Below are 22,387 nucleotides of genomic sequence, written 5' to 3'. Positions count from 1 at the left end.
GCGAACGAGCAAAACGACGATCAAAACAGATTGTCGTATCCGCGGTATCGAGTTTCGAAAATTCCACCGATTGGCATCCCTGCAAAGATGACATCAAGCAGGGGATGCTCAGGGCGATTGATGAGGGTATGGCAAGATAACGATCCCCGGTACCGGTCATCAAGCGATAGCGAGTGTCGACGCAAAAGCCGGTTATTGCTTTGAATCAATCACAACGATTGCAGATTTCAGCCACGATGCAGCAAAGTGCTAAGCCATTATTGTCGGGGACCGCGGAGAAAGTGAGTTTTCTCATCAATGGCAAGAATTATTTTTCGTGCCTTGCCGGGACGCTGAACGAGGCTAAACGGCAGATCTGGATTATTGGTTGGAACTTTAATCCGACAATATTGCTGGAGCCGCAAAAATCGGACGCAACCTTGGGAGACGCCCTCGAACAAGCAACCCTTTCCAATCCGGATTTACAGATCCGCATTCTGGTTTGGGCACTTGGGCCAATCTATTCGGATAAATCCCTGAGAATATTTTTTCAAAAAACCTTTCCGAAGAGTGATCGTATCCAGCTACGCTTTGCGATCCAACCCGTCTTGCTCGGCTGCCATCATCAAAAGCTTGTTTGCGTTGACGACAATGTCGCGTTCCTCGGCGGCATCGATCTGGCATCGCGCAGGTGGGACACACGTGGCCATCGTGCCGGAGATCAGCGCAGACGAGATTCGGAGGGCGTGCCCTACGAAGCGGTGCATGACCTCCAGGTCATGGTAACTGGGCAGGCAGCAAGGATCGTCTCTGACATTGCCAGACAGCGGTGGGCGGCGGCAACTGGCGAGCGGCATGAACCCTTGGCACGTACTTGCGAGCATGACTCGCAATGCGAAGGATCGCTTTCTCTTTCCAACATGCCAATCAGGCTTGCCGTCTCAAATCCCACGAGAGGATCACGGATGCGCGATAATCTCGGAAGCGTCACAGCCAAACAAATGATCGATGCAGCGAGGCGCCATCTCTACATCGAAACGCAATATCTCGCCTCGTTCAATATCGCCGAAGCATTGGTTGCGCGTTTGAAGGAGAAAGAAGGACCCGAGATCGTGATCGTCTGTGCGTACCGCTCGCATGGTCTGATCGAAAAGATGATCATGGACAGGAATAGGGATAGGATCATTGCGAAACTCAAACATGCGGACGAGTTCGATCGTTTGCGCGTTTTCTATCCGGTCATTCCGGATGGAACGCGGCAGGTGCCTCTTTTTGTTCATTCAAAGTTGTTGATCGCAGATGACATCCTGGTACGAATTGGCTCATCGAACCTCAATCATCGCTCGGAGAGTTTGGATACGGAGTGCGACATTCTATTTGAGGCGCAAGGCGCCGAACATAGGAGGGTCATCCGCAGCCTGCGTCACAGCCTTCTTTCGGAATTTCTCGGCTGTTCTTCCGAAACGCTCGATCAGGTCTTTGAGCAAAATGGCTCTCTTATCCATGCGATCGCGGCGCTCGATCTTGGCGCAAGGGGCTTGAGACCGCTTCACTCGAAAAGCCGAAAGACCACACCTGTTTTGGGGACCGCCCTGTTTGACCCCGCACGGCCCTGGCCGCCATCACGCCTCCGTCGTGTCGCGGCTCGATTGTATCGCATGCTTCGGTTTGGCTGATTGCTGACTGAAGATCAGTTCGGTAATCATCATCGTGATGCCACCGAACAGAAGCGGAATGAGATAGTAGATCAAGCGAAAAGCGATCAAGGCTCCGATCGAGGCGGCATTCGGAACAGCATATGCCAGGGTTGTCTCCAGGATACCGAGACCTCCGGGGACGTGGGTGGTCAGGACGAGAGTGTTGGCAAGCACGAATGCAGTGACGGTGCGGAAATAGGATACCTCGGCATAAGCCGAAAACAAAGCGTAAAGGCATGCGGACACGAAGGCAAAATTCACAGTGCCAATCGTAATCTGTGCCAGAGCTATCCTTGCTTGAGGCAATTCAAATGACCAATGCCATAAGGTCAGCCGCCTTCGCAGGTATTTAGCCAGAATACTATAGATCACAGGAATGCAAAGAAGAGCGCCACCCAATATACGCAGAGCTGGAGCATCGACGTGCAGCAGCGTAACGATATCTTCCGAAGCGACAAGCAAGGCGATACCGCCGATGGTTAGCAGGCCGAGGGCGACCGTCACACCGGAAAATAGGATGATCTTCGCGACATCTTCCATGCTAAGGCCCCAGCGAGCATAATAGCGATAACGAAATGCACCGCTGCTGAGCCCTGCAAATCCGATATTGTGACCCATCGACAGGCTGATGAGGGATGCCAGCGCAATTTTTGAATATGGCAAGGACTTTCGAAGCGACAGAATGGCCAGATAATCGAAGCCGGTCAGGCTGATATAGGAACCCGCCGCGAAGAGGATCGCTGCCGCAAGGCACAGGAAGGGGAGTTTGCGCAGCGATGCTTCAATCTCTTCCAAACTGTAGTGCGAAAGGATCCGATAAAGAAGAAAGAGCGCCAGGCAAAGCGCGCCAAGCATTGCCGCATTCCATATCAAGCCTTTCCGGGTCATCGGGTCTGCCTTTGTTCACGCCGGCTATTCTGCGGAACGACTGGGCGGCTTCGGTGTTCCCCACATATGACCAACGAGAAGCGAATTAGAATACTCACCTATAATGTGCACAGCTGCATTGGCACCGATCGCAAGGTCGACCCGACTCGGATCGCATCCGTTATCGCCCAAACACAGGCTGATATCGTGGCGCTGCAGGAAATCGACGTTCGTCGTTTGCGGACAGGGCGTATCGACCAAGCAAGCATGATCGCGTCGCTTTTGAAGATGGAAGCTCATTTCAATGCGACGCTGACATTCGCGGAGGAGCAATATGGAGATGCGATCATAACCAACTGGCCGACAAGGGCGGTCAAGGCTGGTCCGTTGCCGTCAAGAGGCGAGCCTCGCGGCGCTCTTGCAGTCGAGATTGTCATCGGCGATGTCATATTAAACGTCGTGAATACACACCTCGGACTTCGTGGGCGGGACCGTATCCAGCAAATGACGACATTGCTGGGTCCCCCATGGCTGCATGGTTCCGTGCAGCCGGGTGCTACGATCCTATGCGGCGATTTGAACGCCGTTCCCGCATCCGCTACCTATCGGCTGATCGGTCGGCTCTTTAAAGATGTCCAGCTTCAGGGAAAAGACCCGGCGCGTCCGACCTTCCCCTCCAGATACCCTCTGATGCGCCTCGATCATATATTTGTCAGCGAGGGCATTCATGTCATGGGTTCTGCTGTTCTACAAAACAAACTGACGAAGGTTGCTTCCGATCATCTTCCGCTCATCGCCGATCTGATCCTCGCGAGCTAGCGATTACACCTGATGACTGGATCATCCCGCGCGAATAAGCTTGGCAAATCCTGACAGACACGTCGGCGCCGACGGGGAACATTCAATCACCCGCGGGGTTCGAAGGCGAAGCAGACGTGTAAGCCTGTCGCTGCAGGCAACGTGCGCTCGAGACGAGCCGCGATCATGGCCGTTTGCAGGCAAAGGGGAGATCAGATGTCGGATGGGATCGGCCTTGCCAGTTATGGACGTGCGCGCAGTGTCGACGCGAATAGCTTAGTCGCCGGCAGCGGCGGGCGCCGCGCGGGCGTGCTGACATTTCATGGCTGCATCAACTACGGCTCCTATTGGCAGGCACGCTGCCTCATCGAAGGATTGCGATCGATGAACGTCGATGCGTTGCTGCTGAACCACAGATCGAGACGCGTGGATATGGCCGAATGGCGTTGCGCGTTTCGGCCACAGCTACCTGTTGCGACCGCCAGGGAAGATTATCCGCTTTACCGTATAAAGATCCGCAAATCCCTCGACGCAGTTTCCCGGCTGCCACTATCCGCACCGTTCGCGCTAGAGGATCCATCGGCTATCGAAGATCTGCCGCTCGTCATTGTCGGCAGCGACGAGGTCTGGAATTTGCATCATCCCTGGTACGGCGGCAGCGGCCTCTTCTTTGGCGAAGGCTTGCGGAAGCCTCTCCTTTCCTCCTACGCCGCCAGCTTTGGAAATTTCAATTCAGCGCGGCGGCTGAACGGCCACTGGGCCGAGAAACTGCGTCACTTTTCATGGATTTCAGTGCGCGACTTGAATTCGAAGCGCCTTCTTGGTGAGACCTTAGGGATGGAGGCCGAATTGGTGCTCGATCCGTGCCTTCAGTTCCCGCAAGCGATCTTCGATGCTGGTAAAGAACAGCCGTTACACCCTTACGCGGCTGTTTACGGGCACAGCTTTCCGGCCTGGTTTCAGCGAATGGTTCGAAATTGGGCGGATGCGCATAATATCCGGCTGGTCAGCATCGGATACAGGAACAATTGGGCTCATGAACACCGCATCGACGCGGGACCGGAAGAATTCGCCCGCTTGATCGGCGGCGCCAATGCGGTGGTGACGAATTTCTTCCATGGCTGCGTTTTTGCTCTCGTCAATGAAAAGCCCTTGGCCTGCGTTCTCTCCGATTATCGATCGAACAAGCTTCGCGATCTGACGGCAATGGTCGGCATTGAGGGAAGTGTCATATCTGAATTCAGCCACGCATCTCGATTGCATCTGGCCTTGACGGAAGCGCCAGGGCCGGATGTCGCCCGGCATATCGAAAGTCTTCGTCATAACTCCAGCACCTTTCTCAATCATGTCATCGAGCAGGCATTCTGATCCCTTGGGAAATACCGGCCGGGTGAGCCCGGCTGATGTCATTCGTTCCGGGCTCTGTATCGGATGCGGTGCCTGTGTGGCGCGTGCGCAAGAGAATGACGTCCATATGGGTTTCGATCGCTTCGGACAATGGAAGCCGCGTGCGGGTAGCGGATGGATGAGAGATCGAACTGCGGATTTTTCGCGGATATGCCCATTTTCTCCAGACGGCAAGAACGAAGATGTGCTCGCCGAAGAGCTCTTCCCGAATGCCGTCAAAACCGACCCCCAGCTCGGCCGATTGGAAGCGACATTCGTCGGACATGTCGCGGAAGGCGCCTTTCGCGCCGGCGGCAGCTCGGGAGGTATGGTCACATGGGTCGCAACCGAGCTTCTTCGCAAGGGACTTCTCGATGCTGTCGCGCATGTTGTCGAAAGAAGCGGGTCGGCAAGCAGCGACGAGCGCTTGTTTTCCTATACGATTTCACGTGATCCGCGAGCACTGCAGACAGGCGCCAAGTCGCGCTACTATCCGGTCGAAATGTCGGGGGTGATCGAGGAGATCAGGAGGACACCCGGTCGATATGCCGTGGTCGGCATTCCCTGCTTCATAAAGGCATTGAGATTGTTGAGCAGCGCCGATCCGATCCTGAAAGAGCGCATTGCCTTCACGCTCGGGCTCGTTTGCGGGCATATGAAAAGCGCTCGCATGACCGAGAGCTTCAGCTGGCAGATGGGGCAGCGGATTCAGGATGTCGAGCGGATCGACTACCGGTCAAAATCTCCGGATCGCCCGGCCAGCTGGTATCGCGCGAGCCTGGGGCTGCGAAATGGCGAGCTTCGGGCTCGCGACTGGTGGAACCTTGTGGACGGCGATTGGGGCGCCGGCTTTTTCCAGAATTCCGCCTGCAACTATTGTGACGACGTGGTTGCGGAGACAGCGGATATTTCGTTCGGCGACGCCTGGCAGGAACCTTATTCATCAGACTGGCGGGGAACCAATGTCGTGATCGTGCGATCGCGGGCGCTTCTCGAGCTCATTGGTGCGGGGATGGAATCCGGACGCATTTGCCTCTCGCCGGCCGACGAAGCCTTCGTTGTCAGTACCCAAGCCGCAGGCTTTCGGCAAAGACGGGAAGGTTTGGCCTTCCGCATGAGTCTGCCGCGATTTGGCATTCGCCCCGGCAAGCGCGTCGCTGCGGTGAGACACGGGTTGGGTGCCCGGCGCAAGATGATATACGGCATGCGCCTGGCCATCAGTTTTTGGAGCCATCGGGTCTTTTGGCTCGCCCGTGAAATGCATTGGCCAGGTCTCTATCTGGGTTGGGCTCGCCTGATGCTGAGCTGCTATCATGCGCTGGCCTATTCGCGTGGACCCATGGGTCGGCTGCTCGATCGCTTCTGTCCGGACAGGAAACTGTGAGGACGGATGATTAGAAAGCCGTCATGGCGGAAGACGGCCGATCGAAGCGATCAGCGGTCCGATGCGGGGCATAGCGTTCGACCATTTCGCGGCAGAATTCGGCAAATTCTTCCGGCATCAGCGGTGCACTCGTATGATGAGGGGCGATGCCGCGATGTTCCGGCGTGAAGCAGAAGGTGACCGTGACATCGAAGTCCTCAAGGCTGCGCATTTGCCGATCGAACCAGTCCAGCGCATTGGGACGGAAACGATCCGCCCAGGAAAGGCCTGTCCTGATCGATTTCACCCCGAGCCGCTTCATCCAGGCGACCGCCTCGTCAAGTCGCGGATCTTCGAAATGAAACCATTGAACCAGGCCGAGTTCCGGTGCATGCCGGGCGAAGGCGTCAAGGGCCGGCTTCGGCGTACCGTCCTCCCGCAGAAGACCCATGTAGTAGTGCCGATAATAAGAGGAACCCTCGGCTTCCTTATGGCGCGTGGTCGCTTCCCATGACCTCGGAAGGTCGAAGAGACTGTACCACTGGAATTGCGGCACCTTCCCCTTGAGCAGCTCGATCGTGCGGTTCAAGCCCCAAAGCTGCACGTATTCAGCGCCAAAACTCGATACGCCGACCTCGCTGACCCAGACGGGAAGATCGGTGACATCAGCGATTTCGGCGATTCTCCGCGGCCATTCGTCGATTTGCCATAGATTCCAGTCCAGCGGAAAGCCGTGAACCGCGACGGCGTCGAGATGATCCAGGACCCCATAATTTTTCATCCGATCCATGAAGGCGGGATCAATCGGAGAGATGCCACCCAGCACCTTGACCAAGTCGGGATTCGCAAGCGCGATCGCGTCGGCGGCCAGTATCGCCATTTCGGCAAACCGGCTCCAGTCGGGATCTATCTCCGGATCCCAGTGCGACTTGTTGTTTGGCTCGTTCCAAATCATAGCTGCTTTGATCATGCTGATCTCCCGCGACAAGCTCATGGATTCATTTCATTGAGGGTGATGATTTTCGCTCCCCAATCTCCGACGACCAAGTGGGTCACGGATGCTGGTTCCACGTCGAACCTCAGCCAAGCGTCGATCGGCAGACCGAGAACATGGCTGACCGCCGCTTTGATGACATCGCCGTGGGATACGAGCGCCAGCCTCTTGCCGTCGGCTTTGCTCGCGAGATCTGCAATCAATTTCCAAACGCGGCTCTGAACGTCGAGCATGGTTTCGCCGTTCGGCGCCCGTACAAGGCTGCGCATGGTGTTCCAACGTCGCCATTGGGCGTCTTGTTCGAGCGTCGAAAAGGTCTTGCCGCTCCAATCGCCGAAATCGACTTCATCCAGTGCCTCTTCGATCCGCGGGGAACCCAGCCCGCATGCGGAGACGATTGCTTCGGCCGTCTGCCGGGTGCGTTCGCGCGGGCTGCTGTAAACCGCATCCAGATGGTAGCGCGCCATGCGCGGTCCAAGGCGATTCGCCTGCGACAAGCCCGCATCGCCGAGAACGATCCCATGTGTGCGACCTGCAAGAAAAGCGCCGAGATTGTCGTGGGCTGCGTGACGAACAAGGAAGAAGGTCGTCGTCATTCCGCCGCTCCGGGCAAGGCATCCTCCTGGTCCTCGATGAAAGCTTGCGTACGCCTGCGGGCTTCCTGATCGGTGAATTGGCGCGGCGGTGATTTCATGAAGTAGCTCGATGGACCGACCAGAGGTCCGCCGATGCCGCGATCGAGCGCCAGTTTGGCGCAGCGTATCGCGTCGATGACCACACCGGCCGAATTGGGCGAATCCCACACTTCCAGCTTCAGTTCCGCATTGAGCGGCACGCCGCCGAACGTCGTACCCTCCAGCCTGATATAAGCCCATTTGCGGTCCGCGAGCCATGGAACATGATCGCTCGGTCCGACATGGATGTCCGTCGGGGCGAGCGGTACATCGAGCTGGCTCGTCACCGACTGCGTCTTTGAGATCTTCTTCGATTCAAGCCGCTCGCGTTCCAACATGTTGAGGAAGTCCGTATTGCCGCCGAAATTTAGCTGATAGGTGCGATCGACCCTTACGCCGCGCTCGCGGAAAAGGTTGACGAGCATACGGTGGACGATCGTCGCGCCCACCTGGCTTTTTATATCGTCCCCGATGAGGGGCAGGCGGCTCTCGGCAAAACGGCGCTGCCATTCAGGCTTCGAGGCGATGAAAACGGGGATGCAGTTGACGAAGGCGCACCCTGCGGCGAGCGCCTGTTCGGCATACCATTGCGTGGCTTCCTCGGACCCGACCGGAAGATAGGAGACAAGCACTTCTGTCTGCGTCTGGCGCAAAATTTCGACGACATCGGCAACCGGCTCTTCCGATTGTGGAATCTCGTCCTTCAAGTATCGGCCCAGGCCATCGAGGGTCTTGCCGCGATTGACCTTGATGCCAGTCGGCGCGACCTCGGCAAAACGCTGGGTATTGTTGGGTTCGGCGTAAATGGCCTCGGCGACATCCTTCCCGACCTTGGAAGCGGCGATATCGAAAGCCGCCGAAATCTCGACGTCGCGAACATGATATCCTCCGAGGTCCACATGCATGAGGCCAGGGACGGGCTCGTTGCTTTCAGCATCGCGATAGTAGGTCAGCCCCTGCACAAGCGAGGACGCGCAATTGCCGACACCGACGATAGCTACTCGAATGGAATGGGAACGCATGTCTTTCTCCAGCATCTACAAAGCCATCCCCGAACAAGGAGGGGAGGCATCTGTTCCCGAAAAAATCTTTCAATGGATCGCAAGCCGGTTTCGCGCGTTCGAATGTTTCGGATTGAAGAGGTGCGGCGATGCTGGTCTACGGAGATATGGAGCGTGTCGAGGAAGCCGCATCGATATGCCGCCGGATCGCAGATGGCATGATGACTTGCTTAAGTATGAAGCCAGATCGCCATCGGCACGAGCTCCTGGTGCAGACCTTCATTATGGCCGGCGAACTCGTCCAGGGGCTTGCCGATCGTGAATTTCAGCAAAGAGGCTGCGATGAGATTTCCGACACGCAGACTGCCGGTGCGGAGCTGCTGTTGCTGCAAGCCGGAATGATTCTGCAGTCGTGGCAAGGAAATTTCACCGGGCCTCTGGCGCATTCAGCCGATTGGAAGGCGTTGCTGGAGCGCCTCGGGCTTGAGGAACCCATCCGGATCAGACGGCCCGAAGGTTATGCCCATTATGCGCTCTATCCCGAGAGCTTTCTGGAGGCGGCCTTGCGTTCAGGCCTCACCTCCGAGACCGTGGTGATCGGCGTGCGCAGTATCGGCGTCGGCCTTGGCGCGCTTGTCGCGGCCGCGCTCGGCTCTGGGCCTGCCTATTCCTTGCGGCCGACGGGCGATCCTTTCCGCCGGCACGTGCTGCCAGGGGAAACCTTGCAAAATTACATTCTGAGCCGATCCGATACGGATTTCGCCATTGTCGATGAAGGCCCCGGATTGTCGGGCAGTTCATTCGGCTGCATAGCTGATTGGCTGGAGACGAATGGGGTCCCTGCCGAGCGCCTTCATTTTTTTCCAAGTCACAAGGGCGACCCAGGTGGGCAGGTCAGCAAGACGCATCTTCACCGGTGGAGGCAGCGGCCGCCGCATGTCGTCGATGTTCACGAGCTGATCCTGGATGCGCCGGAAAAGAAACATAACCTCAAGTCGTGGGCTTGCGAGCTCCTGGGCGTGAGCGGAGATTCCTGGCAGGACCTGTCGGGGGGCGAGTGGCGAAGGCTTCGCTATGGGGATCCGCACAATTGGCCGCCGAGCTACAGGCGGCAGGAGAAGCTGAAATTTCTGCTGTCGAACGGCGAGGCGCGCCATCTGGTGAAATTTGCAGGGCTTTGCGATACGGCAACCAAGCAGGCAAGAGGCAGGGTGTTGAGCGAGGCCGGCTTCACGCCATCGGTATTGGGGACCTGTCACGGCTTCATTGTCGAACCATGGGTAGAGGGCTCTCCAATGACGGCGGGGCCGGCATCAAAGGAAATGGTTGAGCAGATCGGCCAGTATCTTGGTTTCCGGGCAGGTCACCTTCCTGCTGCACATGGAGGAGCATCGCTGTGCGATCTATGCCATATGGCCGTCGTCAATATCAGGGAAGCCGTCGGAAGCGAAATCGCCGATCACGTCGAGCGGCTGATCGGCCGGCCGCATCGTCTGACGAAATATTTGCGGCGGACGGATACGGATAATCGGCTTCACCGATGGGAATGGGTGAGGCGGCAAGACGGCCGTTTGATGAAGACCGATGCGCTGGATCACAATGCCTCTCATGATCTCATCGGATGCCAGGACGTCGCCTGGGATGTCGCGGGCGCCTGCGTGGAATTCGATCTGTCGAAAGCGCAGCGGCTACATTTGGCTCAGATTGTTGCGGCAGAAGCCGGTCGCGATGTGCGCGAGGATGTGCTTGACGTATTCGAGGCATGCTATCTAAGCTTTCAGATCGGCCTTTGGTCTTTGGCGGCACAAAGCCAAGATACTGCTGAGCGAGGACGCCTGACGAATGCCGTGGTGCGCTATGAAGGGCGCATCCGCGCCTTATTGGCGGACCGTCCCGCCATCTTCAATGGCTGATGGCTCCTCGGCGGACTCGGATTTGTCCGAAGTCATGTCAGGTCGATATCCCAAGGCCGTTCTGATGAGTTTGATGGATTGAATGCCGACACCTCTCAGCATCAACAATTGGTCGTCCGTCATGCCCGCAGCCTCGTGACAGCGGGTAATGCCGTTGTCGGCCAAGGAACGAACCACCCAGCGCGGAAGTGTCGTTTCGGAAAGAACATCCGAGCTCTGTGTCGGAGCTCCTGAACCGCGGCTTTCACCCGATTGCATCGTGGCGATCCATAAGTTGATGCATTGAGATCGCATCGAACTCGCCTGAGGGGCACGGGTTCCAGCTGCTTGCATAAAATCGCTATTCGCCGATGCCGTTGCTCCCGGCGGCATATATCGCGTCAATAACCGCGGCGGAATTGATGAGGCCTTCGCAGGCTGGGTCATAGCTGTTGTCTCTGGCCAAGCGCGTTGCCCAGGCCGCCGCTGCCCGCCCGCCCCAATCATCCGGCGGCTCGACAAGGAGATCGGTGCGTGTTCCGCTATGTCGTTCCGCGGCAAAATCATAGAAAGAACCGTTGAGGTTCCGCATGACGACCCCTCCCTGCGTTCCGTGGAAGCTTGCGCCGATAACGGCATCGCAACCAGCGTTGAGGCCCCAGGAGCAGGCCAATCGGAGAGTTACGCCATTCGACAAGGTTATAGTGGCGAAGGCGAAATCTTCCACATCGTTGCTGTTGGGAGGGATTGGAACCCCCTTTCGAAGAAGACAGCTTTGAACCCCGGCGATGGCCGGGAAGTCGAGTGTCCATAATGCCAGGTCGACAAGATGGATCCCCAGATCCATGACGCAGCCCCCGCCCGAGCGTTGCCTGTCGTAGAACCAGGGCTTGTCAGGCCCATAGGCGTTGTGAAAGACCATATCGACGGCGAAGATCCGGCCGAGTTCTCCTTTGCGAACTAGGTCACGGATGAGGCTCATGGCCTTCGTGTGCCTGTAGGAAAGGTCCACCTGCATCAAGCGGTCCGCCTTCCGGGCCGCCGCAATCGCCTGTTCGACTTCGGTTCGGGTGCGGCCCAGCGGCTTCTGGCAAAAGACGGCAATGCCTTGTTCAAGAGCAGCAACGGTCTGCTCTGCGTGCAAGGCGCTGGGGGTGGCAATGACGATCCCATCGAGCGGTTCGGCGAGCAGATCATCGAAGCGAGGTACGATCTTGCCCTGCCCGGCAAGTTCTGCAGCTGTTCGCGACATCTCCGCCGATGGGTCGCAGATGAACGTCTTTCCGACCAACCCGGTGTCCAGGATAGCCTTCATGCGGTGCCTGCCAATCCAGCCGACACCCAGAAAGCCAAGCCGAAGGCTGCCGTTGACACGGCCACGGCTAGCGTGTTCGTCGCGAACGCTCATCGGTATATAACCAGGGCTTTGAGGAAGCCGTCGGGGCGGTCCCGTGTCATGTTCAAGGCATCATCGAGCCGCTCAAGCGGAAAACGGTGGGTCAGGAAAGACCACGGATCGAGCCGACCGGCTTCGATTGCCGCGATCGCATCGCGAATGCCTTGCACATAAACGGCCGAGTCCCGTTCGTGAGCATTGACGACATCGAGCCCTCGCCAGTTCCACAACTGCATATTGACCTGCCTTGGGCCATCTTGATGATAGCCCGCAATGACCAGGCGTCCGCGCTCGCGCGTCAGTTCGGCTGCGAGGTCAAGCGGCCATTGCTTGCCAACGGCCTCGATCACACGATCGCAGAATTGTCCTCGCGTCGCTTGCTTCACCCTCTCGATAATCTGCCAATGGTCCGTCATCTCTATGGTTTCGAGCGCCCCCGCGCGTCTGGCGACCTCCAGAGAAAATGGCCTTCGGGAAATCGCGATGACATGCGCGCCGGCGGCCACGCACAGCTGGGTCAGCAAGGCGCCGAGGAAGCCAATTCCAACGATGGCGACGAACTGCCGCGGTTGAACGTCGCATCGCTTGAAAATATTCATGGCGCAACCTAACGGCTCTCCCGGAAACGGCCGATTATCGAGCCAGGCGGGTAGCCGGACAATGTCGCTCTGATCGGCGAGATCGTAGGTGGCATAAGCATGCTGACTTAAAGTCGCGACGCGATCACCAACAGCAAAACCGGCGACATCATCTCCGATCGCATCGATAGTCCCCCAGCCTTCATGTCCCAGTCCTCCGGGCTCCGTCGGAAACCGCATCCATTCCGGGCCTGACCATGGCGTCAGGTTCGAGGCGCATACTCCGCAACCTTCCAATTTCACACGCAGTTGACCGGCGGCAGGTTCGGGCATAGCCAAGCGTTCTACGTGCAGCTGCCCGGGTCCCGTCACGACGGCCGCTTTCATATCGACTGCCTGCACTGATGTGATCGCGTTCATTCATACTCTCCTGGGGTTCTAGCCTTCCGATCGTCGAATTGGATCGAAGAGGCGTGCCTAACTGGCATGCGCATGGCTTGTTCCAGAAGATGATGAAGATGCTTGGTGGCAGGTACAAGGATGTAGCCAGACGAGCGAAATCGAAGCGCATCATGGAAGAAGTCTACAAAGATAATGATGTCATAGCGTCAGGAACATTCCTTGGGGATCACTGTTAGGGGCGATCAAAAGCCTCTCAACTCAACAGCCCAGGGTGTTCAATGTCACATGTTCTAGTTACTGGTGGATGCGGTTTTATTGGTCGGCATGTCACGGAGGAACTGCTTGAAAATGGATATCAGGTACGCGTTCTCGATGCCCTGATCGATCAGGTGCATGGTCCTTCCGGCTTCCAGCAAGTGGTGGATGTGGCGGATGTTGTTCGTGCTGACGTGCGCGACAAGGGAGCGGTCCGGGAGGCTTTGCAAGGCATTGATGCCGTCATCCACCTAGCGGCGGAGGTCGGTGTCGGCCAGTCCATGTATGAGATTGCCCGTTATGTCGGTACCAACGATCTCGGTACCGCCGTTCTTCTGGAAGCCATGATCGGCCTTCCGATCAGACGAATTGTCGTCGCATCCTCGATGAGCGTCTATGGCGAGGGCATGTATGTCTCGCCGGTAGGTCATCGCCTCGGCTATATAAGGCGCGATATCGGTCGTCTCGCCGAGGGACTGTGGGATCCGCTGAGCCCCAATGGTGAGCAGCTTCTTCCCGCGCCGACGGATGAGGAGAAACCCGTCGATCTCGTCTCGATCTATGCGCTGACAAAATATGCGCAAGAGCGCCAGACGCTCATCTTCGGCCGCGCCTATGGCATCGAGGCAGTGGCATTGCGCTTGTTCAACGTCTTTGGTGCCGGTCAAGCGCTTTCCAATCCCTATACAGGCGTGCTCGCAAATTTCGCTTCGCGCCTTGCCAACGGCCAGCCGCCGATGATTTTCGAAGACGGCAATCAGCGCCGCGACTTTGTTCATGTGCGCGATGTCGCGCGCGCCTTTCGGCTGGCACTGGAGCGCAAGCCGGCGGCGGGTCACGTCATCAATATCGGCAGCGGCCAAGCCTATACCATAGCGCAGGTCGCGATGCTGCTTGCCGCCGCCATGGGAACCCCGGAATTGGCGCCCGAAATTACTGGCAAATCCCGCAGCGGCGATATCCGTCATTGCTTCGCCGATATTTCAAAAGCGAGGGAATTGCTCGGCTTCGAGCCGCGTTACCATCTCGATGGATCCCTCGAGTCCTTTGCGGACTGGGTTCTGACGACCGAAGCTATCGACAGGAATGCCGAGATGACCCGGCATCTCAAGGAACGAGGGCTCATGTCATGAGATTACCCGAAGGCCCCATCATCATCGTTGGCGGCAGTGGCTTCATCGGAAGCAATCTCGCCGACAGCTATCTTAGAGACGGTGAGGATGTGATCGTCCTCGACAATCTTAGCCGGCCCGGCGTCGAGCAGAATCTTCGCTGGCTGAAAAACAATCACGGAGATCGCGTTCAATCGGCAATCGCCGATATCCGCGACTTCGATGCCATCGCTCCATATTTCATAGGGGCACGAGCCGTCTTTCACCTGGCGGCTCAAACGGCGGTGACAACCAGCCTCGACCATCCCCTGCATGATTTCGAGACGAATGCCCGCGGAACGCTCAATGTGCTGGAAGCGGTGCGCAAGGCGGGCAACACGGCGCCGATCATTTTTTCCAGCACGAACAAGGTATACGGCGACATTCACGACATCGCGATGGCCGGATTGGAAGATCGCTATATACCCGCCGACGAATTGCTGCGCGAGCATGGCTTCGACGAGGATCGCAGGCTGAATTTCTGCACGCCATATGGCTGCTCCAAGGGAGTCGCTGATCAATATGTTCTCGACTACGCCAAGTCCTTTGGTTCGCTCACCGCCGTTTTACGAATGAGCTGCATCTATGGTCCGCGGCAGTTTGGCACCGAAGATCAAGGCTGGGTCGCTCATTTCTTGATCCGCGCGCTGAACGATGAAGCCATTTCGATTTATGGCGACGGCCGGCAAGTGCGCGATATCTTACATGTCGATGATGCCGTGCGCGCCTATCGGGGCCTGCTGAGCTCGATCGATGAAGCAAAGGGCAAGGCCTTCAATCTGGGAGGAGGGCCTGATAACGCCGTGAGCATTCGCATCGTGCTCAGGGAAATCGAAAGGATCATCGGCAGGCCGATCGCGACAATGCATTCCGACTGGCGCGTTGGAGATCAGCTTTACTTCGTCACGAACACCGGCGCATTGCGCGAAGCCATCGGCTGGGCGCCTGAAATATCATGGCGTGACGGCGTGCGTGACCTTTGCGATTGGCTCGTGAGCAACCGCCTAGGCGATTCATATCGTGCTCGGAGGGCCTCGGCATGAATGGAGAGGTTGATGTCCGCCAATCCAATTTGATGCCTTCGCCGGTCTATGCGCTTGATGCTCGCAAGCCGCGGACTGTTCTCATGACGCTGGATGCCGTCGGCGGCGTATGGCGATACGCCATGGATCTCGCCAGGGGATTACATTGGTTCGGGATTAACACCGTATTCGCCGGATTTGGACCATCGCCTTCCTCCGAGCAGGAGCAGGAAGCAATCGCAGTCGGGCCATTGGTTTGGCTGGATGCTCCCCTGGATTGGATGGCGGGAAATGAAGAGGAGCTCGACATTATTCCCGATCTTCTGAGGCAGCTTATTGATCGGTATTCGATAGACTTGCTTCATCTGAATCTCCCCTCGCAGGCTGTCGGTCTCGACATCGATCTGCCTGTGGTCGCTGTTTCGCATTCATGCGTCGTGACATGGTTTCAATCCGTGCGCGGCGCCGATGTGCCCGAGCCATGGAGATGGCAATTCTCGCGCAACCGGCGAGGTTTCGACCGGGCCGATATCGTCGTTGCGCCGAGCCATAGCCATGCGCATGCGCTTCGAACATGTTACGGGCCGATTTCCCATTTGGAGGTCGTCCATAATTCGAGCGAGCTCCCTGCTCGGTCAAACCTCAAGGAGAATTTTGCCCTGGCGGTTGGCCGATGGTGGGATGATGGCAAGAATGGTGCGGTATTGGATGAGGCCGCACGCCTGTCTCGCTCGAAGATATTTATGGCGGGGGCTGCGGATGGGCCATCCGGCCAGCATTTTTCCATCAAGCATGCCGTTCAGCTAGGAGAGTTGCATCATCATCAGCTTGCCGCCGTCATGGCTCAGGCCGGTATCGTCGTGTCGCCCTCTTTGTACGAGCCCTTCGGGCTAGCCGTGCTTGAGGGAGCCCGTGCCGGAGCTGCCCTCGTTTTGGCGGATATTCCGACCTATCGCGAGCTTTGGGATGGGGCAGCACTTTTTGCAGATCCGCACGACGCCGCCGGCTTTGCCGATGCGATCGATTTGCTGGCGCAGAACGAAAGGCTGCGGAAAGAGCAGGCTATGTCAGCACAGAAACGATCGCGGGCCTATTCGCTCGACCATCAGTGCCGGTCGCTTCTGAATGTTTACGCAAGCGCCATGCAGCATGCCGAGGAGAGAGAGGCGGTGCATCCATGAAATTCGTATTCTACACGCACTCTCTCGTTTCGGATTGGAACCATGGCAATGCGCATTTCCTGCGCGGAATCATGCGCGAGCTCCTGAAGCGCGGGCATGATGCGATCGCCCTGGAACCTTCCGATTCCTGGAGCCGCCGCAATCTCCTCATGGATCAAGGGCCGCGGGCACTGGAAGCTTTCCGTCGTACTTTCCCGCAGCTGACGTCACTCACCTACGACAGCGCCTTCGACCATGAGGAGGCGATCGGCGACGCTGACGTCGTCGTCGTCCACGAGTGGACGGATCCCGCGCTCATCAAGCGCCTCGGTAGGGCCAGGCGCATCGGGGGGCGCTTCACACTTATCTTCCATGACACGCACCATCGCGCCGTCTCCGCGCGGAGTGAAATCGCAGGTCTTGATCTTGAGAATTATGATCTCATTCTCGCCTTTGGTGAGACGTTGCGCCAGCGCTACCTCAAGGCAGGGTGGGGGAACTATGTCTTCACGTGGCACGAAGCCGCCGACGAGGCGTTGTTCAGGCCGATGCCCGATGTGGAAAAGAAAGGCGACCTCATATGGATCGGTAATTGGGGCGATGATGAACGCAGCGCCGAGATCGGCCGTTTTCTCATCGAGCCTGCCAGCCGCATCGGGAAAGACGCACTGAGGACCACGGTGCGAGGTGTGCGCTATCCTCCGATAGCGCTCGACGCTCTGCGCAAAGCCGGTATCGATTACGGCGGCTGGATCGCAAATGCCGACGTGCCGCGGGCCTTCGCCGAAAACCGCGTGACCGTGCATATCCCGAGGCGCCCCTATGTTGAATCCCTGCCGGGCATTCCGACGATACGTGTCTTCGAGGCGCTCGCCTGCGGAATTCCGCTGATATCCGCTCCATGGGATGATTGCGAAGAGCTTTTCCGACCCGACAGGGATTTTCTCGTCGCCAGAACGGGCGGTGAAATGACCCGCCTCATTCGTGATGTCCTTTCGGACCCGGCGCTCGCCAATGCGCTGATTGCTTCCGGCCTGGAGCGGATACGCACCCGGCACACCTGCGGCCATCGCGTGGACGAACTCCTGAACATTCTGGAGCGGCACAATGCAGTGAATAAGCGGGAGGTTGCGGAATGAAGATCGCTTTCTATGGCTCGAGCCTTCTGTCGGCCTATTGGAACGGTGCGGCCACCTATTATCGCGGTCTGCTGAAAGCCTTGGCGGCCAGAGGTTATCGTATCACCTTCTACGAGCCGGACGTCTATCAGCGCCAGGAGCATCGCGATATCGATCCGCCCGATTGGTGCGAGGTGGTCGTTTACGATGGAACGATTGCCGCCTTGAAGGAGGTTGCGGTCGACGCGGCCCTTGCCGATGTTGTCATCAAGACGAGCGGCGTCGGCTTCGAGGACGACCTGCTTTTGCAGGAGGTCATGACGGCTGCCCGGCCGGGGGCTCTCAAAATTTTCTGGGATGTGGATGCGCCGGCGACGCTTGCCGAAATGCAGACATCCGCGGATCATCCGCTTCGCAAGGCACTTGCCGACCTGGATCTGATTCTGACCTATGGCGGCGGGGAGCCTGTCATAAAAAAATACCGGCAGCTTGGCGCGCTCGCATGCATTCCGATCTACAACGCGCTTGATCCGCAGACACATCATCCCGTCACCAACGATCCTCGCTTCGAGGCGACCCTTGGCTTTCTTGGCAATCGCCTGCCCGATCGAGAGGCGCGCGTCGAGGCCTTTTTTCTAGAGCCGGCCGCAGCCATGCCTTCGCAGCGCTTTCTTTTGGGCGGTGCGGGGTGGGACGACAAACCGATGTCGAGCAACGTCCGTTATATCGGGCACGTGCCGACCCGCGATCATAATGCCTTTAACGCGACGCCGAAGGCTGTGCTCAACATCTCGCGCGAGAGCATGGCCGAGAACGGCTTTTCACCCGCCACGCGCGTGTTCGAAGCGGCCGGGGCCGGCGCCTGCCTGATCACAGACTATTGGGAAGGAATTGACCATTTTCTGACGCCGAACGAGGAGGTGTTCGTCGCGCGCGATGGCCGGGATGTGCGTGAAATCCTGGCCGGACTGACCCCCGAACGTGCGGCCCAGACGGGTAAAAGAGCGCTCGCGAGGGTACTCGGCGAGCACACGTATCGGCATCGTGCCGTCGAAGTCGATCAACTCTTACGGTCTCGTTTCGCCAGCAAGGAGGCCGCCGAATGAGCCGTGCACTCGATATCGTGATATTGGGCCTCTCCTTGTCTTCCTCCTGGGGAAACGGTCATGCGACCACGTTCCGTTCCTTGATCAGAGGTCTCCATGCCGAAGGGCATCATGTGCTTTTCCTCGAACGGGATGTTCCCTGGTATGCCACGCATAGAGACCTTTCCGATGCGGATTTCTGTGAGCTTTCCTATTACGACAGTATGGATGAACTCAGGAGCCGATTTGAGCGGCGATTGACCGCTGCCGATGCCGTCATCATCGGTTCCTATGTGCCGGATGGCGTAGCGGTGATCGATATGGTTGCCGCGCTGAAGCCTCGGCTCTTATGCTTCTATGATATCGACACACCGGTCACGCTTGCGAAACTCGGACAGGGCGATCAGGAATATATCGCCGCACGTCAAATGCCGCTGTTCGATCTCTATCTATCTTTTTCGGGCGGAGGCGTCCTCGACCGGCTGGTGGCGGAGTTCGGCGTCTCGCGTGCGGAGGCTCTCTATTGCTCCGTCGATGAGCGGCTTTACAGGAATACGGGCGAGGAAACCTTTTGGGATCTTGGCTATCTTGGCACCTACAGCCCCGACAGACAGGAAAAATTACAGAAGCTTCTGATAGAGCCGGCACGGCAGCTGCCGCATATGCGGTTTATCGTTGCCGGGCCGCAATTTCCCGCTGATATCGACTGGCCCGAGAATGTAACTCGCATCGAACATCTCGCGCCCGCCGATCATGCGTCCTTCTACAGCCGGCAAAGATTTACCCTCAATATTACCCGATCCGACATGATCGAAGCGGGCTGGTCGCCGAGCGTGCGCTTGTTTGAGGCGGCGGCTTGCGGCACGCCGATCATCAGCGATTTCTGGCGCGGCCTCAATGAGCTTTTCCCACAAGATCGTTCCATCTTGATCGCGCATGACACGGCAGATGTGGTCGGTGCGCTGGCCGATCTTTCGGAGGAGGAGCGGCGCGGAATGGCGGATCTCGCGCAGCGCATCGTCCATGGTGATCACATCGGCCGTGCTCGCGCCAGGCAGTTGGCGAGCATTCTGGCGGAAGGCCCGCAGCAAAATCAAGTAGGCCAACGTGCGTTAGCGTAGCAATCCAAAGGAGAAATTGCATGCGGCAGGTAATCAAAAAGAACATTCTCGTCGCTGGAGGCGCAGGCTTTGTCGGCTCTCACCTTTGCGATGCGCTCATGGCCGGCGGCCATCGGGTCATTTGTGTCGACAGCTTTTTGACAAGTTCGCCCGATAATATCAAGTCATTGCAAAACCATCCTAATTTCACACTCATCGAGCATGACATATGCGAAGAGCTCGAGATCGCCGAGCCGCTTCATCAAATCTACAATCTGGCGTGCCCGGCCTCTCCGCCATTCTATCAAGCCGACCCTATCCACACGATGATGACCAGCGTGGCCGGAACGGGGAATCTCCTCAAACTGGCAGAGCGTCACGGCGCATCCTTCCTGCAGGCCTCCACGAGCGAGGTCTATGGCGATCCGGAGGAGCATCCGCAGCAGGAAGATTATTGGGGTCACGTCAATTGCATCGGACCGCGCGCATGCTACGACGAGGGAAAACGTGCCGCGGAGGCCCTTTGCTTCGATAGCCTGCGTGCGGGCTCCGTCGACGCGCGCGTCGTGCGCATCTTCAATACATATGGCCCTCGCATGCAGCCCAATGATGGGCGTATCGTCTCCAACTTCATCGTCCAGGCGCTACAGCATGAGCCGCTGACGATTTACGGGGATGGCAGCCAGACGAGATCCTTCTGCTACGTGTCCGATCTGGTCGAGGGCCTGATCCGCTCAATGAATGTGCAGCCAAACGCCGGCTTGCCCATCAATCTCGGCAATCCCGGCGAGTTCACCGTCAAGGAACTTGCGCATATGATCCTGGAGATGGTGCCGACAAACTCGAGCATCGCCTACCGGCCGCTGCCAACTGACGATCCACAGCGTCGGCGGCCTGACATAGCTCGGGCAAAGCAGCTCTTGTCCTGGGAGCCGAAGGTCCCTCTCGCCGAAGGCCTGGACTATACCATTACATGGTTTCGGCAGGCGCTTCACGAACCGCAATTTATTCAACGAGCACGTCGCAAGACTTTGCCTATCCGGCGTCCGACCGGTCTTTCAATCGGAGCGTGATCATGCAGAGCCAAGAGGAGTTGCGGCGCCAGATTATCGAACTGGCGCCATGGTTTCACAACCTGCGGATAAGGGGCATCGAAACGGCGCCCGATCATTTTCTCGGGGATTATCCGAGCTTTAAATGGCGGCGCTTCAAGGACGTCATTCCCGCGGATTTGACGGGCAAGACCGTTCTCGATATCGGCTGCAACGCGGGATTTTATTCGCTTGAGATGAAACGACGCAATGCAGACCGCGTGGTGGCGATCGATACGGATCCGCATTATTTGCGGCAGGCCGCGTTCGTGGCAAAGCAGGCGGAGGTTGATATCGACTTCCGGCAAATGTCCGTTTATGAGGTCGCGCAGCTAGGCGAGAAGTTTGATCTCGTTATTTTCATGGGCGTCCTTTACCATCTGCGTCATCCTCTCCTGGCGCTTGACCTTCTTCGCGAGCATGTCGTCAAGGATCTGATGCTGTTTCAATGCATGCAGCGCGGAGTGGACGATACACCGGAACTGAAGGACGATTACGACTTCGAGGACAAAGAGATTTTCAGTCGTCCTGATTACCCGAAGCTGTTCTTCGTCGAAAATCGCTATGCTGGGGATCCGACAAACTGGTTCATACCGAACAAGGCGGCGACGGAGGCGATGCTGCGCAGCGCGGGTTTTACAATGCTGCAAAATCCGGAACCGGAGGTATATCTCCTGCGGTGCAGCACGCATCGCTTCATGGTTGAAAAGCCGCCTCGAATTTGCCCGCAGGAGGGTAGGTAAGGGGGAGGCGTCTGGTGGCATGAACTCTGCGTTTGCTTTCGCCTCGCGGATCCCGACGGATTTGGATACCGAACATCGCCGAGGTCTCCTGTGCCGTCTTTAGACGGGCCGCATAGGATGCGCAGCCATCCGAAAGATTCTCCTTATTTCATGGAACATGCTGGGCATGGAGCCGTTCCTTCGAAGTGTGAAAGCGTTGAGTGGACCTCAGAATTTGCTCTGGGTCATTTCCCTAATGCGGCGAATGTCACCACGCGAAGTAAACTTCATTTGAAATCAACTAGAGCATGCAACTGGCGTCGCTCAAGATGTCAGGTCTGCATCCAGACCAGAGCTGTTGAATGAGCGATACGGCAAAGGAGAATACCGTGATCCACTTGTCCCGTTCCAATCGTTTGCAGGCTGAAGTCGTGGAGCTCATTCCAGCCCTGCGCGCTTTCGCCAGAACATTCCACCGAAATTCGACGGATGCCGATGACTTGGTTCAAGAGACGCTGACGAAAGCTCTGGCCAATATCGACCAATTCGATCCCGATACTCGTAAGCGCGATTTCCGCTGCACGTTGACGCCAACCCGTTGATTGGCATCGGATCAACGTTTGGAACCGTATTGTGTCAGGCGGCTTCGGTTCTGG

20 protein-coding genes are annotated in these 22,387 nt (G+C 57.5%); 14 read left to right on the top strand and 6 right to left on the bottom strand.

Going from position 1 to position 22,387, the window contains the following annotated elements:
* The first annotated feature begins 173 nt into the window (after positions 1-173).
* Positions 174-1,655 carry a phospholipase D-like domain-containing protein gene (locus FBZ99_RS25995; protein ID WP_246661203.1) on the top strand — a complete coding sequence of 494 codons (1,482 nt, stop codon included), beginning with the start codon at positions 174-176 and terminating at the stop codon, positions 1,653-1,655.
* Here the strand turns inward: FBZ99_RS25995 and FBZ99_RS25990 are convergent.
* Complete coding sequence (locus tag FBZ99_RS25990) at positions 1,602-2,564, bottom strand: lysylphosphatidylglycerol synthase domain-containing protein (protein ID WP_145635647.1); 963 nt, start codon at positions 2,562-2,564, stop codon at positions 1,602-1,604. The two genes, FBZ99_RS25995 and FBZ99_RS25990, sit on opposite strands and share 54 nt — an antisense overlap.
* Before the next feature lie 66 nt (positions 2,565-2,630).
* On the opposite strand from FBZ99_RS25990, the gene FBZ99_RS25985 reads away from it, so the two are divergent.
* The 3 genes from FBZ99_RS25985 (at position 2,631) to FBZ99_RS25975 (ending at position 6,111) form a co-directional block, all read left to right on the top strand.
* Entirely contained in the window at positions 2,631-3,362 is a 732-nt protein-coding gene (locus tag FBZ99_RS25985; protein WP_145635645.1) for an endonuclease/exonuclease/phosphatase family protein, read from the top strand.
* A gap of 195 nt (positions 3,363-3,557) precedes the next feature.
* Positions 3,558-4,709: a polysaccharide pyruvyl transferase family protein gene (locus tag FBZ99_RS25980; RefSeq protein WP_145635643.1), complete on the top strand. Its 1,152-nt coding sequence runs from the start codon at positions 3,558-3,560 to the stop codon at positions 4,707-4,709.
* Positions 4,687-6,111 (top strand): Coenzyme F420 hydrogenase/dehydrogenase, beta subunit C-terminal domain, encoded by a 1,425-nt coding sequence (locus FBZ99_RS25975; RefSeq protein WP_246661202.1) that lies wholly within the window; start codon positions 4,687-4,689, stop codon positions 6,109-6,111. The genes FBZ99_RS25980 and FBZ99_RS25975 overlap by 23 nt, the downstream gene beginning before the upstream one ends.
* 10 nt (positions 6,112-6,121) lie before the next feature.
* Here FBZ99_RS25975 and FBZ99_RS25970 read toward each other — a convergent pair whose 3' ends face one another.
* Genes FBZ99_RS25970 through FBZ99_RS25960 form a run of 3 tightly spaced genes read right to left on the bottom strand, consistent with a single transcriptional unit; the run spans position 6,122 to position 8,780 of the window.
* The gene (locus tag FBZ99_RS25970; RefSeq protein WP_145635641.1) at positions 6,122-7,060 is read right to left on the bottom strand and encodes a beta-xylosidase; all 939 of its coding nucleotides are present in this window, start codon (positions 7,058-7,060) and stop codon (positions 6,122-6,124) included.
* Positions 7,061-7,080: 20 nt separating this feature from the next.
* Positions 7,081-7,680, bottom strand: coding sequence for a histidine phosphatase family protein (locus FBZ99_RS25965; protein WP_145635638.1), 600 nt, complete (start codon positions 7,678-7,680; stop codon positions 7,081-7,083).
* The gene (locus FBZ99_RS25960) at positions 7,677-8,780 is read right to left on the bottom strand and encodes an inositol-3-phosphate synthase (protein ID WP_113353050.1); all 1,104 of its coding nucleotides are present in this window, start codon (positions 8,778-8,780) and stop codon (positions 7,677-7,679) included. Before FBZ99_RS25960 ends, FBZ99_RS25965 begins: the two co-directional genes overlap by 4 nt.
* A 248-nt stretch (positions 8,781-9,028) precedes the next feature.
* On the opposite strand from FBZ99_RS25960, the gene FBZ99_RS25955 reads away from it, so the two are divergent.
* Positions 9,029-10,672 carry a hypothetical protein gene (locus FBZ99_RS25955; protein ID WP_246661201.1) on the top strand — a complete coding sequence of 548 codons (1,644 nt, stop codon included), beginning with the start codon at positions 9,029-9,031 and terminating at the stop codon, positions 10,670-10,672.
* A 340-nt stretch (positions 10,673-11,012) separates the two neighbouring features.
* Here the strand turns inward: FBZ99_RS25955 and FBZ99_RS25950 are convergent, their stop codons facing one another.
* Both FBZ99_RS25950 and FBZ99_RS25945 read right to left on the bottom strand, forming a co-directional pair.
* Entirely contained in the window at positions 11,013-12,059 is a 1,047-nt protein-coding gene (locus FBZ99_RS25950; RefSeq protein WP_145635633.1) for a Gfo/Idh/MocA family protein, read from the bottom strand.
* Positions 12,056-13,045, bottom strand: coding sequence for an MDR/zinc-dependent alcohol dehydrogenase-like family protein (locus tag FBZ99_RS25945; RefSeq protein ID WP_113388609.1), 990 nt, complete (start codon positions 13,043-13,045; stop codon positions 12,056-12,058). Before FBZ99_RS25945 ends, FBZ99_RS25950 begins: the two co-directional genes overlap by 4 nt.
* Positions 13,046-13,305: 260 nt before the next feature.
* On the opposite strand from FBZ99_RS25945, the gene FBZ99_RS25940 reads away from it, so the two are divergent.
* The 9 genes from FBZ99_RS25940 to FBZ99_RS25900 all read left to right on the top strand — a co-directional run bounded on the left by FBZ99_RS25940 (position 13,306) and on the right by FBZ99_RS25900 (position 22,333).
* Positions 13,306-14,415 carry an NAD-dependent epimerase/dehydratase family protein gene (locus FBZ99_RS25940; protein ID WP_113353054.1) on the top strand — a complete coding sequence of 370 codons (1,110 nt, stop codon included), beginning with the start codon at positions 13,306-13,308 and terminating at the stop codon, positions 14,413-14,415.
* Positions 14,412-15,476, top strand: a complete 1,065-nt coding sequence (locus FBZ99_RS25935; RefSeq protein WP_145635631.1) for an NAD-dependent epimerase/dehydratase family protein — start codon at positions 14,412-14,414, stop codon at positions 15,474-15,476. The genes FBZ99_RS25940 and FBZ99_RS25935 overlap by 4 nt, the downstream gene beginning before the upstream one ends.
* 83 nt (positions 15,477-15,559) lie before the next feature.
* A complete protein-coding gene (locus FBZ99_RS25930) occupies positions 15,560-16,636 on the top strand; it encodes a glycosyltransferase family 4 protein (RefSeq protein ID WP_145635827.1) in 1,077 nt (358 codons plus the stop codon).
* Entirely contained in the window at positions 16,633-17,754 is a 1,122-nt protein-coding gene (locus FBZ99_RS25925) for a CgeB family protein (RefSeq protein WP_145635629.1), read from the top strand. The genes FBZ99_RS25930 and FBZ99_RS25925 overlap by 4 nt, the downstream gene beginning before the upstream one ends.
* Positions 17,751-18,839 carry a CgeB family protein gene (locus FBZ99_RS25920; RefSeq protein WP_113388613.1) on the top strand — a complete coding sequence of 363 codons (1,089 nt, stop codon included), beginning with the start codon at positions 17,751-17,753 and terminating at the stop codon, positions 18,837-18,839. Before FBZ99_RS25925 ends, FBZ99_RS25920 begins: the two co-directional genes overlap by 4 nt.
* Positions 18,836-19,939: a CgeB family protein gene (locus tag FBZ99_RS25915; RefSeq protein ID WP_145635627.1), complete on the top strand. Its 1,104-nt coding sequence runs from the start codon at positions 18,836-18,838 to the stop codon at positions 19,937-19,939. Before FBZ99_RS25920 ends, FBZ99_RS25915 begins: the two co-directional genes overlap by 4 nt.
* Before the next feature lie 20 nt (positions 19,940-19,959).
* Positions 19,960-20,991, top strand: a complete 1,032-nt coding sequence (locus tag FBZ99_RS25910) for a UDP-glucuronic acid decarboxylase family protein (protein ID WP_113388615.1) — start codon at positions 19,960-19,962, stop codon at positions 20,989-20,991.
* Positions 20,992-20,993: 2 nt separating this feature from the next.
* Positions 20,994-21,752 (top strand): TIGR04290 family methyltransferase, encoded by a 759-nt coding sequence (locus FBZ99_RS25905; RefSeq protein ID WP_113388616.1) that lies wholly within the window; start codon positions 20,994-20,996, stop codon positions 21,750-21,752.
* A gap of 341 nt (positions 21,753-22,093) precedes the next feature.
* On the top strand, positions 22,094-22,333 hold the full coding sequence (locus FBZ99_RS25900; RefSeq protein ID WP_442966514.1) for a sigma factor: 240 nt from the start codon (positions 22,094-22,096) through the stop codon (positions 22,331-22,333).
* The last annotated feature ends 54 nt before the right edge of the window (positions 22,334-22,387 follow it).

Origin of the sequence: Rhizobium sp. ERR 1071, from assembly GCF_007828675.1 — a bacterium.
GTDB classification, from domain to species: domain Bacteria; phylum Pseudomonadota; class Alphaproteobacteria; order Rhizobiales; family Rhizobiaceae; genus Rhizobium; species Rhizobium dioscoreae.
The sequence above is the reverse complement of the archived record's forward strand: the minus strand, read 5'-3'. Positions and strand labels throughout refer to the sequence as shown.